This window comes from Bradyrhizobium sp. Ash2021 (assembly GCF_031202265.1).
Taxonomy (GTDB): Bacteria; Pseudomonadota; Alphaproteobacteria; order Rhizobiales; family Xanthobacteraceae; genus Bradyrhizobium.
Window position 1 is genome coordinate 7,782,052 of record NZ_CP100604.1, and the last position, 12,326, is coordinate 7,794,377.

13 protein-coding genes are annotated in these 12,326 nt (G+C 59.2%); 4 read left to right on the top strand and 9 right to left on the bottom strand.

What is annotated here, in order from left to right; translation table 11 throughout:
* Window positions 1-834: 834 nt before the first annotated feature.
* Together NL528_RS47355 and NL528_RS37500 are read left to right on the top strand one after the other, a co-directional pair.
* Window positions 835-1,287 (top strand): ankyrin repeat domain-containing protein, encoded by a 453-nt coding sequence (locus tag NL528_RS47355; RefSeq protein ID WP_375143931.1) that lies wholly within the window; start codon window positions 835-837, stop codon window positions 1,285-1,287.
* Window positions 1,288-1,387: 100 nt separating this feature from the next.
* Window positions 1,388-1,603, top strand: a complete 216-nt coding sequence (locus tag NL528_RS37500) for a hypothetical protein (protein WP_309179383.1) — start codon at window positions 1,388-1,390, stop codon at window positions 1,601-1,603.
* A gap of 244 nt (window positions 1,604-1,847) precedes the next feature.
* Here NL528_RS37500 and NL528_RS37505 read toward each other — a convergent pair whose 3' ends face one another.
* The 9 genes from NL528_RS37505 to NL528_RS37545 all read right to left on the bottom strand — a co-directional run bounded on the left by NL528_RS37505 (window position 1,848) and on the right by NL528_RS37545 (window position 10,833).
* Complete coding sequence (locus NL528_RS37505) at window positions 1,848-2,144, bottom strand: HU family DNA-binding protein (protein ID WP_309179384.1); 297 nt, start codon at window positions 2,142-2,144, stop codon at window positions 1,848-1,850.
* 808 nt (window positions 2,145-2,952) lie between these two features.
* A complete protein-coding gene (locus NL528_RS37510; RefSeq protein WP_309185165.1) occupies window positions 2,953-4,164 on the bottom strand; it encodes an ABC transporter substrate-binding protein in 1,212 nt (403 codons plus the stop codon).
* Window positions 4,165-4,672: 508 nt separating this feature from the next.
* Complete coding sequence (locus NL528_RS37515; protein ID WP_309179385.1) at window positions 4,673-4,948, bottom strand: hypothetical protein; 276 nt, start codon at window positions 4,946-4,948, stop codon at window positions 4,673-4,675.
* 489 nt (window positions 4,949-5,437) lie between these two features.
* Window positions 5,438-5,905: a hypothetical protein gene (locus tag NL528_RS37520; protein ID WP_309179386.1), complete on the bottom strand. Its 468-nt coding sequence runs from the start codon at window positions 5,903-5,905 to the stop codon at window positions 5,438-5,440.
* Window positions 5,889-6,761, bottom strand: a complete 873-nt coding sequence (locus NL528_RS37525) for a DUF2950 domain-containing protein (protein WP_309185166.1) — start codon at window positions 6,759-6,761, stop codon at window positions 5,889-5,891. Before NL528_RS37525 ends, NL528_RS37520 begins: the two co-directional genes overlap by 17 nt.
* A 56-nt stretch (window positions 6,762-6,817) precedes the next feature.
* Complete coding sequence (locus NL528_RS37530) at window positions 6,818-8,506, bottom strand: DUF3300 domain-containing protein (RefSeq protein WP_309179387.1); 1,689 nt, start codon at window positions 8,504-8,506, stop codon at window positions 6,818-6,820.
* 246 nt (window positions 8,507-8,752) lie between these two features.
* The gene (locus NL528_RS37535; RefSeq protein WP_309179388.1) at window positions 8,753-9,172 is read right to left on the bottom strand and encodes a hypothetical protein; all 420 of its coding nucleotides are present in this window, start codon (window positions 9,170-9,172) and stop codon (window positions 8,753-8,755) included.
* 22 nt (window positions 9,173-9,194) lie between these two features.
* The gene (locus tag NL528_RS37540) at window positions 9,195-10,427 is read right to left on the bottom strand and encodes a biotin/lipoyl-binding protein (RefSeq protein WP_309185168.1); all 1,233 of its coding nucleotides are present in this window, start codon (window positions 10,425-10,427) and stop codon (window positions 9,195-9,197) included.
* Complete coding sequence (locus NL528_RS37545; protein ID WP_309185169.1) at window positions 10,420-10,833, bottom strand: hypothetical protein; 414 nt, start codon at window positions 10,831-10,833, stop codon at window positions 10,420-10,422. Before NL528_RS37545 ends, NL528_RS37540 begins: the two co-directional genes overlap by 8 nt.
* Before the next feature lie 170 nt (window positions 10,834-11,003).
* Between NL528_RS37545 and NL528_RS37550 the strand changes: the two genes are divergently transcribed.
* Together NL528_RS37550 and ppk2 are read left to right on the top strand one after the other, a co-directional pair.
* Window positions 11,004-11,459, top strand: coding sequence for a hypothetical protein (locus NL528_RS37550; RefSeq protein WP_074270916.1), 456 nt, complete (start codon window positions 11,004-11,006; stop codon window positions 11,457-11,459).
* Between the two features lie 44 nt (window positions 11,460-11,503).
* Window positions 11,504-12,304, top strand: coding sequence for a polyphosphate kinase 2 (gene ppk2, locus NL528_RS37555; protein WP_309179389.1), 801 nt, complete (start codon window positions 11,504-11,506; stop codon window positions 12,302-12,304).
* Window positions 12,305-12,326: the final 22 nt, after the last annotated feature.

Genomic DNA, 12,326 nt, shown 5'->3' on the forward strand with positions numbered 1-12,326 from the left:
CCAAACGTTTTGTCCGGTCAGTCCAGTCTGGGCCACTGGAAATTAGAATGGCCACCGCGCGCCTCAGCTCTTCCAGCGAAGCGCGTCCTTCTGGATATCCGGCCAACACCTTGAGAACTGTAATCTGAAAACTCACTACCCGCCCCTGACCCGCAAGGCGTTCAAATACTGCGGGCATGAGGCTAGTTCGCGATTCACCGATCGTCTGTCGACTACCGGGCACACCTTCTGCGATCAGACGATTTTTCGACGCCGCGTGCTAAATGAGCAACACCGCCCGGTCCAGAGTTGTCACTTCACTCCCGCCTTAAGGCGTGACCGCAGGCCATCGCTGACGCCTTAACGCGCATTGCGTTGGGCATGGTTTTTTACCGTCGCACCCGGTGTCCTGGGAACAGCCGATGCAGCGGCAAAAGCTTGATCAACAGCCCGGATCGCGGAAAATTTTGTAGCGGCCTTGCAACGCAACGTCCCATTCCTTCAGCAGAACAACATCTAGTTCTATGCGACAGCGTAAGCGGGACACAGGCTAGATTGCACCGGGGCTGAGCTGAGTTTTAATCCGGAGTTATTTTGAGCCCGGTCGGCCGCTGGCCAGATTGCCAGCTGCTGGCAGGGCAGAGGCTTGGACCACTACCAGCCGCGCTGAGAATTTAGTATCTTCGGCTCGTTCGCTGGAGCGGCGCCCATGCCACGTCCTGGAAATCCGTCCGCCGTATCGAAGGCTAGAATGGCGGCAAATATCAAAGCCAAAGAAGAGGAGCGGTGTAGGAAGTATAGGGTTTTCAAGGCGATCGACGATGCCTACCGGAAGGGTGACATCGACGCTCTGTTGTGGCTCTGGGGGATCCCGCCGATTTCCCGAATAGCCTGCATCCCTGGGATTTAGGGCTGGGCGACTGTCCGCTTGAGTACGCGATTTATTGGAGCCCGCTTGCGTTCATTGAAACGCTCCTCGACCATGGGGAAAATCCCAACTACCCGGATCGAGCCGGATTCCCTTCACTGATTGCGGCGCTTTCGACCGACCGGCCTGACCGGCTCGAGCTTTTGCATCTGCTGCTGTCCCGCGGTGCCGACATCACGCAGCGTGGATTAAATGACTGGACCCCGTTGCACTACGCAGTGAGCCGAGACGACGTCCCTGCAATAGAGCTCCTATTGGCGCATGGAGCTGACGTCGACGCGAGGACGCGAATTGACGATTTCGCAACACCGCTCGAAGACGCAGAGCGGTTGAACCATAAAAGAGTGGTTGACGCATTGAAGCGGTCAACTTCAGCTTGAGAGACCCGAATTCATAAACCATCGGCGCTGGTGAGCTTTGGTTTCACCCCCTTACCAGCAACGGCTCGTTGAACTTCTAACCGAAGCCACGGAGGTTTCGGTGCGCCGGGCGCGGAGCTTTGCTTCAGCCAGCCTCCACCGCGGTAAGGACCGCACAAAGGTCACGATGTATGCGCAATGGCAGAACATCGATCATTACCAGTCGATGCGTCAGGACCCTGGTCCACTTCCGTTTCTTCAGGAGGCGCTCACGATCGCCAAATTTGCCCCCTACGAGGTCGCGCGAACACTCGCCCCCGCCGGTGAGCCGGATTGAAACGAGGCGGCTTCGTCCGCTTTGCGCGGCCGTTCACCCAGGGTCCCTATTTTTACGGTCAGACAATAAAAGACGAAAGGCCACGCGGGCATTACACCGCATGGCCTTTGCGAGACTGTTCCCCTAGGCCCTCCAGAGATTCCGTCTCGGGGCGCATAGTGTGCGGGTGGAAGTGCCTGTCCAGGGTGTGATGGAATTACCCACAGTTCAGGCGAACGAACACGCCTCAACCAACCCGTCCGCTTCAAACAGCATCTTTGGCAACCTTCAGGGGTGACGCCTTGACCGACTTGCTGGCTGGCTTGGCCGCAAACTCCATAGGCTCTTTCGTGAAGGGATTTACACCGCTGCGGGCTTCAGTAGCAGGCTTGTTCACGACCGACATTTTGACGAAGCCGGGAATGACGAACTCGCCGGATTCATTCAGTTCCCTATAGCCTACAGTCGCCATCTGCTCGATGACGGCCTTTACGTCTCCTTTGGAAACCTGCGTTCCCTCTGCAATTGCATCAATCAACTGATTCTTGGTCATCTTGGCCATGATGGATTCCTTTGTGGAGGCTCAGAACAGCTTTAAAGCGCTTGAGCTAGGGGGGAGTGCGTCACTCTGTTTAAAGCGCGGCAAACCCACGCAGTTCGCTTCTCGTTCATGCCTGTGGTCATGAAGTCACCGGGCTTAAAACCTATCGAGGCTCAAAGCGCAAGGAGCACCTCGGCGTGTGTTCCTTACGTGGCTACTGTGTGCCACAGGCGGCCGTTCGCCGAACGCGGCTTTCGAGGCTGGGCCAGACCATTGAAATCATTGAGATACGCCGATCAACACCGGTGAGCAGGTTTTCGCAGAAATGGAGTCAGGGACTCACTGACGGTGCTTGCTAACAAAGTTCTTTTACACACCCGACGAGTGGACCGATCTTGCCAGCTATCTGCGTCCTCACGCCGAGGATCCGGATGTACGATGGGGCGCTGGATAGCGGCGCGGTCGGCATGAGCGGGTCTGGAGCAACCCACGCGTGGCTACAGGTATTTCTCCCAGGTGCCGGTCAGGTGCCGGCTGGCTGGATTACGACCCAACCAACCAAATCGGTGCCGGCTTTGGTTTGATCCCGGTGGCGGTCGCCCGACATCCAGGTCAGGCAATTCCCCTGGCAGACTCGTGGTTGGGTGAAGCGAAAGCTACTTGGGCATGACGGTCAACGTCGCCGTCCATAAGATCGGTCAAGCTCCCGATTCGCCCGCGGAATAGTGCTAGGGGAAGCAGGGATCACGATCTATCTACCGAAGCCTATGACATCGGGCATGAACGCCATTGGTTGCGCGGGACTTCGTCTATGTCGCGCCGACGACAGCTATCTTTTCCGCGCGTCAGAAAACGCGGTTTCAATCACGTCGCCGATTGGCTGCCAAGTCCGACCGTCGAACTGAACCAATCGCAGCTGTCTTATCGGACGAAAGTTCTCAGGATCCGTGTTGATCTTGACGCCCGGCAGCAACGCGGAGGGCTCATCTTCCCGCAGTGAGGTTGCTTGTCTCATCACGTTTTCGCGCGAGAGATCGTCGCCGCATTGTTTCAATACCTGCGCGAGCGTTTCAGCGGCTGCGTAGCCGTAAAGCGCGGCGTTGCTGCCCTTGTCTCCGTTCGGATAATACTTCTCCATGAAGGACAGCCAGTTCTTGATCCCCGCATCATCCTTCCATGCCGGGTCACTTGGATCTTTCAGGAAGGATGCCGAGATCACGCCCGCGGAGTTTTCAATACCCGCCGGGTTCAAGGCGTTACCTATCGAGGCGGCCGCATCGTTCAGAAGGACGACTGGGTGCCAATGCATATCCGCCGCCAATCGAATGACATGAGAGGCGGTGGACGGTACGCCCGCAAAAACCAAAATCTCGGCACCCGAGCGCTTCAGGATCGAGACATGTCCATCGATAAACTGGTCCGCGATATCGAAGGCGACGTCGACAATGATCAGGTGGGCCAAATCGCCAAGTCCTTCCTCAATTCCCTTGAAGATGTCCCGCCCGAACTGGTCATTCTGCCAAAGCACTACGATCTTGCGCTGCGGATAGGAGGCCTCGATGTAGTTAGCGTAGATGCGACCCTCGGCACGGAACGACGGTTGCCAGCCCATGGTCCAGGGAAACGCATCCGGCGCGATCAACTGCTCGGCGCCCGAGTCAACGAACAGTTGGGGAACCTTCCTTTCATTCAAAAAGCCTCGCACCGCCAGATTCGCGGCCGATCCAAACGACCCGAACATCAGCAGGACGTTGTCTCTCTCGACCAATCCACGGGTCAGGTCGAGCGCAACGGTTGGATCGGATTTGTCATCGAGGGAAATGAAACGGACCTTGCGGCCGTTGATGCCACCGCGATCGTTGATCATGTCAAAATACGCGGACTCGGCCTTTCCGATAGCTGCAAACTCAGCCAACGGTCCGGTATAAGGCATGAGATTGCCGATACGGATCTCCGTTTCGGTTGAGGATTGCGGAGACATCGCACTAGCCGACACCAGCGCTACTGCGAGAACAAGGAGCAGACGGCCCGCCAACTTCATCTTCATGCCTCGAATAATCCGCCTTCGAGGTTGCTATGGTTTGCCACAAAGCCTTCTACTTATTGATATAGGTCAATGGTTATCTGGTTTCGCCGGACCTGGCGCGCGACCGTCGCGATTCAAGCGAGACGTCGAGTACCGTCGTGCATGTATTCTGTAAGCCAATGGCAGGACCCAGAATTGGCCCTCAGTGACCCATGATCAACGCCATCCGTAGCATTCCAAACGATGCAGATTGAAACGATTACGACGAACGTGTTTGGCTTTTGGAGGTTGGTCTTGCTTGCGGTTTCGGAATACAGACGAGCGACGTATTCGTATCTAAGACGAGAATTCTCGTCGCTCCTGAAACCATCATGATGTCTGGTTGCTTCAAGCCTGACGAAGCCATCGTCAGGCAACAGCAATTCTCCCGTCAGCGGCGCTCCAACCAGGCTGGAAGTGCCTTCGCGGTAAATATCGTCAACATTCCTTACGAGTGACTTTGAGGTCACTGGCAAGAAGTGCATCAGCGACACACGTATGCGCCATTTACGAGAACGCGGACGCAAGCCGTGCCCGCAGCTGCGGCACCGACAGCCGCTCCTCCCACGACCGCCCGGCGCGTTGTTCGACGCGCAACGCCGGCAACGCTAGCGGGGGTAGCTGGTCGTCCCACCCTGGCTTCGGCGCTTTGGATGGACAGCCCAAGGCCGCCGCTTTGCGGCAAGTCGATCGAGGCAAATATTCCAAAACCCAGGACGGCAACGGCAAGCAGCATCCGTTTCACGTTAAACGTCTTCATGGCGACCTCCCTTGGCGGGTTAAAACAGTGCGGTCAGTTTTAGGACGCAGCTGGTTCTCGGCTTGATTTGGATCAATTGAGTGGGGAATTGTGAGGCTACCCCGCAAGGTGGCACAAACCGCATGGTCCGACTAAGCATCCGGAGCCCCGATTGCCAAAGCGGCGTGGCTGCGCGGCGCGGACGCTCTGTCCATCCCCACTCGCGGTACAACTGTATCGTCTGCGGCGCACAGCCTTCTCCAATGCTGGTTTGAGGGTCAGCACGGTCCTAATTCGGTCCGTGGCACAAACTGCACTGGGCTGCCCGCCGATTTGGACCTAGTCTTACTGGCGTTATGAAAGATGACCTTGTGTTCCAAATTTGCGTCATTGGCCTGGGACTGGTGCCGGTCGCACTAGCGTTTATTGTGCTGTTCATGCGGTAAGACCGCCTCGCTTGCCTGTCACGGCGCTTCAGGGACGGAGCGGGAGAAGTGAAATCATAGGCCATCACTTCAGCGATATCGCGATCCTGCTGATGTTAGCGGCGAACTCCATTCCCGCTCTCGGTCCTTGCAGTTCGATGACGACGCCTTTCGCATTCCGCAGGTGAATGCCTCCGAGGCCGCCAACGAAGGCGCCGCCAGCACCGGCGGAGCTGTAGGTGCCGGCAAAGTCGTTCACCTCCCTTATGCCTGAAGCCCATCCTTCCAGCCGAATGACAGATGCTCCAGCTGTAACACCGAGGCTGAGACCGGAAATTCTGAATGGATAGTCGCGACCGAGATACGACAGAACGCCGCTGCCGCCACCGGCGCCCATCATCAGACCCGCCTTCACGAACTTGACCCGGACGTAGCCCGCCGCCTGTCCGAGCGATGATGTTGCCGGAACAACTACTGCGAAGAGCGCGATTACGGCGACGCGAAATGCAGACAACATCGTTGCAGCTTTGCCGCGTTCAAGGAACCGCCACATCGATCTTCTTCCAGGTCTGATCGGGATCGAACAGGTACGTACGCCTTGCGATGCCCTCGGTCCGGTTTCCGAGATCTTTCTCGTAAACGGTACCGGCATGATTGACCATGAAGGTCATGACGCCGGAATTTCCGTACTCGGCGGGATATGCGATCAGCGCGAAGCCGCCGATCATCTTTCCCCTGACGACGTAGTTCAAAGCTCCGCCCGGCGCGTCGGAACCCTGCCCCTTCAAGATTCGAAAATAGTATCCATGATAGGGCGCCGCCTGCTCTCCGACCTTGTACCCTTCGGCCGACGCCTGCGCCGCCAGTTCGCCGAGCGGACTCGGATCGCGATCGTCGCGCCAGAACAGCCCGTCCTTCTTGCCGGGGCTACTGACGATGCGCTGGGCGTAGACTCCCGCCCCTTCGCCGGTACGATCCTTTTCGGCATATTCATTCTGGGCATCCACGAAGGCCAGACAGGTTTGGATGGCGTCCAGTTCATTGCGCCCGATGCGACGATACAGAATTTCGATACGCCCCGCATCCGAGTCGAATTCCCAGCCGCTCTTGTTGTTGACCAGGGGGATCGGGAACGGGAAGTCATCCGCGCCCAGGATGAGCGTGGCCTTCTTGTTTCCTTCCGCCTTGACAGAATGCTTCGCGTCGTACGCGGAGAGGAATCGTTGGCGCATCTCGGCATCGGCGACATCGTCGCCGGATTCGACAATGTCTTCGGCGCCGCGACCAAGCACATTCATAATGGTGCCCTTCGTGCCGGTCTTGACAGCGGCGGCCAGCGCCGCCGCGGCGTCCTCCGGCGAGGAATAGGCCTGCTGAGCCCGGGCCATGGAGATCGACAGCGCCAACATCAGAATGGCAGCGACGGTCGCCGATGCGCGATGAAATCGGAGCGGTTGAAACATGATCATGGCAAGACCTCCGATGGCGTCGGGATCCTCGCGCCGCCGGCAAGCCAGTCGCGGTAGGAGCGGAACTGCAGCCCCAACTTTTCGTAATAGACCCGCAGATACCCGTCCTGGCCGCGGGTCACGGCTGCCGGCATCAGGCTCTGCACTTCCTGCGCGATGACGCCAACATAGGCCTTGCTGCTGCCGAGATAGCTGAAGCGGTAGTAGCCGAGGCCATTGGCGAGATGACCGAGCAATACAACATCGTGCTTCAATGCAATGTCGGAGCGCCGTCCACCACCGCCGCCACCGCGGAAACCGCCTCCTCCGCCACCGCCGCCTCGGAAGCCACCACCGCCGCCGCCGCCACGGCCGGCAAAGCTGGGAGCACCACCGCCCCGCGGACCCATGCTAGCCATGCTGGCGCGACCGCGGGCCGATTGCGCAGCGGCCGCCCTACCCGACGACACGTTCAGGGCGGAACTGCGACTACCGCCACCACGCGCGGCATTGCCGCCGCGGTTCGCGGCCTTGGCACGATCGCCACCACCCTTGGCGGCCTTGGCACGATCCCCGCCACCCTTGGCGGCCTTGGCACGATCGCCGCCGCCCTTGGCGCGATCCGCTGTGCTCGGGCGATTGCCGCGGTCACCAGCACCACCGGCACGATCCCCGACGCGGTCGCCAGTGCGATCGCCGGCGCGATCTCCAACGCGATCTCCTCCGCCCGGCCGATCCTGCCCCGGACGAAGCACCTGTTGCCCGTCGCGGCCGCGGAAATCCATCCGATTCGAGGCGCCGGCCTTCAGATTGTTGTTGCCGAAGCGCTGCTGAACGTTGGCGTTGTTGTATCGCACCCCCTGGCGATGCACCGGATTGTGCTGCCAGTTGTTCCCGATGTTGTTTATCTTGTTGTAGTGATTGACGTAGAGGTTGCGGTTGCCCCAGTTGCATCCGCCGCCCCAGTAATTGCCCCAGCGCCCGATCGCCCAGCCGGCGCCGAAGGCGAGGCCCGTCGCGATCACGCCCGCGCCGATATAGGACGGGTAGCCGAAGTAGTAGGGTGGATAATCCGTGTAGGGCCAGCTTCCATAAACCGTCGCCGGATCATAGTACGGCACGTACATCGTATCTGGATCGGCCGACTCGATGACGATCGCCTGCCTGCTTTCCTGGGTCTGAACGCTGACCTTCTGCTGCTTGGTGGTGACCAGCTTCTTGTTGTCATAGGCCTTGGAGCGAAGGCGCTGGATCGCGTCCATCACGTCCGGCTGCTGCGCCAGAACCGCGTCGCCGAGATTCTTGGTCCAGTCGACCTTGTCGCTCATCATCGAAATGACGTCCGGCGTGCTGGCAAGCGCCTTGACGCTGTCGTCCCAGGATTGCTTGTCGACCTCCTTCTTCAAGGCATCACCCTTCAGGTTCTTGCGCTCCTTCAGCCAGCGATCGGACTGCACCACCTCCAGTGGATAGGTCGAGGCCGCCAGTACGTTTGCCAGCAGCTCGTCAGGATAGAGCGCGATCGGCGCAACCAGTGCTTCGAGTTGCTCGGGCTTCAACAGTTCGGCACTCGGCGGAGGAGGTTGGCTCGCCGGTTGTGCCTGGCTGCTGGGAGCGGATGGCTTGTCGACCGTCTGCGCCAAGGCGGCGACAGGGATTGCCATCACCAGCGCAAGCGCGATCAGGGTCTTGCCACAGCGGAACATCACACCCTCCTTTGGGGTTCCTCGCGGCAAGCATCGATCCGAGGCAAGCTCGTTCCTTGATAAAGATCAAGGAAACCCCGTTACCGCTCGCTGCAGCGCAAGAGCAGCGCGGCCGCCTGGATCAGGCTGAAGTTGATCTACCGCGGCAATCGGAAGCCTGATCGTGAAAAGCGCACTACCCGACACGCGGCTCTCCGCAGAAATCTGCTTGTGCTATGCTTCGACAATGGTGCGGTCGTTCGCCCGCTAGATCTGACAACGGTGATACGTCACGTCCATTCCCTCCATGCCCGGAAACTCGCGGGTGATGGTGTTGTCATCGACCACCTTCAGGAAGAACTGGACGTTTGAAACCATGATGCCTGAAGCACAGGCGACGACCAGATTGATGATCTGATCGCTTTCCTTCCTCGACTTGACCAGGCAGCTCTCGAACTTCCCTCTCAGGCGATTGGCTTCGGCGATGAAGCCGCCGCCGTACACGCCGGAGAAATTGGTGAAATTGACCTGGTTCGCGCGCCCTTTGCGGGCGAATACCTTGCTGCATTGGTCAGCACTCGTGGCCCATGCGCCGGTGAGCTCGAACGCGTTCACCTGCTGCGGTATTGACAGGCCGGAGCCTGCCGCGATTGCTGCAGCAAGAACCAGCTTTCGAAGCGCAATCATCGGCTTTCCCCTTGAGCCTCTGTCAATGACCGCTGAGTACCAGTGTCTTGATCGGCAAGAGCAGTGCCTGGATGCGCAGCAGCAACGCATGCACCAGTCCGACGCCGTCGATGACAAGCAGGACGATTTTCCGGCCCGTGCTGGTCTCCTTCGCAACGATTTCCTCGTGGTTGCCGGTATAGGCGTTGACGATGCAGCTGCTGCCCGCAGTCACACCTTCGAGACCGCCCTTATAGAGCGGCTCCAGAAATACAAGGATGGTGCCCGGTCTGGCGATATTCTGCGGATCGATCAGCTGCTCCCCGGTTCGGAACTGTCCGGCGGCGATGTAATCCTGCACGGTCGTGACGACCATCGGAATGATCACCCAGGGTTTCGATATGCAGGTCGCTTCCGCGACCATCCCTTCCTTCATGACCTGGGCCTCGATCTGGCCAAAGCCTGCCTGCAGAGACTGCTGGCCGGCGCCCTCCGGGATGAGCACCCCCGCGGGCCGCATCAGCTGATTGACCACGTCACCGACACGAACAAGGAACTGCTCCACACGCCCATCGACACCGGCGCGAATGAAGGTCTTGTCGAGATCCACCTGGGCCTGAGCCAACGCGGCCTCGGCACTTGCTTTCTCCGCCGGTAACAGGGTTGAGACCCGCAGAACCGACGATTGCTTCGCGGCCGTGGCGGCATCGATCCCGGCTTGTCGTTGATCGACCAACACCTGCAACTTTTCGATATCGCGTTGCGGCACGATACCGGGATTGCGACGCTGTAAGTCGGATTTGACGTCCAATTCGTCCTTGGCCTGCTGATGCGCGGCCCTCGCCTCCTGGATCTGGGCTTCGGACTTGGTCACGTCGGCTTGTGCCGTCGTGAACGAGGCATCAACCTCGGCGACTTTCCGTTTGGCTGTTTCGAGAGCAGCCTCCTGCTTCGAACTGTCCAGCCGGAACAAGACCTCCCCTTTCTTCACCGGCTCGCTGAATCCGACATTGACTTCCGCGACTCGTCCAGATCCCTCGGGGAGTATCGGGACCGTGCGAAAATACAGCGCGGCGCTGGTCGTTGAAGGATGAAAGTAGAAGATCATGGTGATCAGCGACACCGTGAGCATCAGGCAACCCGTGATGCCCCATCGCAACTCGTACCAGATCGAAAAGAACGTGATTTCCTTGCCGAACCGCTTGCCCTGGACATAGCGGCGGAAGAGGTAATCAGGCAATATCGTCAGGAGCGAGCAGAACATGAGCTCAAACATGGCCGCGCTCCTTCTCCTTGGCGGGACGGGGTTGTTCCGTCGACGGCGGACCGGGTTGACCGGCCTCGCTCGCCTCTCCCGGCGCCGCATCGGCGATCTTCTCGACGGAATCGGCAATGCTGCGCAGCGGCGTACCGAAATCGGGGATATCGATCAGCGCGAGCAGCAGGCCCGCGACCCAGAACGCATGGATATGCGTGAAGAGCGAGATCAGGCCTAGGACGGCCACGATCTCGAACTGCAGCTTCTGTGACTTGTGCGCCATCCGTTCGGGAAGGCTATGCAGGCGCCAGTACAACGTGCCCACCCAAAGCACGACGCCGACGAGGAAGATTCCCATCACCACCATCAGCGTATCGACCCCGCTTCCCGGCGCGAGGTAGAAGGGCAGATGGTGCGGGGCCATCGGATGAAGCTGCTCGCTCAATGCTTTCTCCCCAAGAAGACCTGAGTGGGTAGATACAGGTTGGGTACGCCGCGCGCGGGATTTCTTGATTTGGATCAAGGGAACAACATCGACCGAAACTAGCCTAGCGCGAACCCTCGAACGGAACAACCATTCAGGAGCCATCAGCCATGCCCGACAGCATCGATGATCTCATCCCCAGCGCGACACAGATTCGTAAGGAAGCGGCCCTCAAGGAGGCCGAAAAGGCAGACGAATACGCGCGTCTTGCCGCTGCCGCCGAAGCCGAGAAGCGGGCCCTGATCGAGCGGCTAAACCGCCCGTCAGGCAAATCCGAGGAAGAAAAAATCCAGCTCGCCTCGACCATCATCCAGCGGGCGGTGCGAAACGGATTGACGGAAGTGCAAGTATATCGGTTCCCCAACTCGCTGTGCACCGACAAGGGCCGCGCCATCAATCAGCAGGAGGCGGGCTGGGAAAACACGCTGACCGGAATTCCAAAGGAAATATTTCAGCTCTGGGCCGACTACCTGAAACCGCGGGGCTATCGCATCAGCTACCAGATCATCGATTACCCCGGAGGCGTGCCGGGTGACATCGCCGTCACCATTGCATGGGGAGACTGAGGGCAGTTCGGCCGAATTCAACCTCAAGCAACGGAATGGTGAGCATGTCAGCCAAAGCGCCTGCAACACGGATGAAGCGCAAGGTCTACGAGAAGGAGCTGGCAAAGCTCCAGGTCGAGCTTTGCCATCTCCAGGAATGGGTGAAGGCGAACAAGCTTCGGGTCATCGTCCTGTTCGAAGGCCGGGATGCCGCCGGCAAGGGCGGCACGATCAAAGCGATCACGGAAAAGGTCAGCCCGCGCGTGTTTCGTGTGATCGCCCTTCCCGCGCCGTCGGATCGCGAAAAGTCGCAACTGTTCCTTCAGCGGTATATGCAGAATTTTCCGGCTGCAGGCGAGATCGTGATCTTCGACCGGAGTTGGTACAACCGCGCCGGCGTGGAATATGTGATGGGTTTCTGTACGCCGGCCGAGCACAAGCGGTTCCTTTCGCTCTGCCCCCAGATGGAGCAATACATCATCGAAGGCGGCATCATCCTGATCAAGCTCTGGCTGGAGGTCGGGATGGACGAGCAGGAGCGCCGTTTTGAGGCGCGGATCGCGGATCCGCTCCGACAATGGAAGCTGAGCCCGATGGATCTGGAATCGTACCGACGATGGTACGACTACTCGCGCGCGCGCGACCTGATGCTCAGGGCGACCAGCACGAAGCACGCACCATGGTATGTCATTCGCTCCGACGACAAACGCCGGGCGCGACTGAACTGCATTGCGCATCTGCTGGAATTGATCCCGTACAAGCGCATGCGGAAGGACAAGGTCAAGCTGCCGAAGCGTTCCGACAAGGGACGCTATAATGACCAGGCGGGCTTGCGAAGGGTAAAGTTCGTCGCGCAGCGCTACTGAAAGGATCGGGCCGCGCAATCGC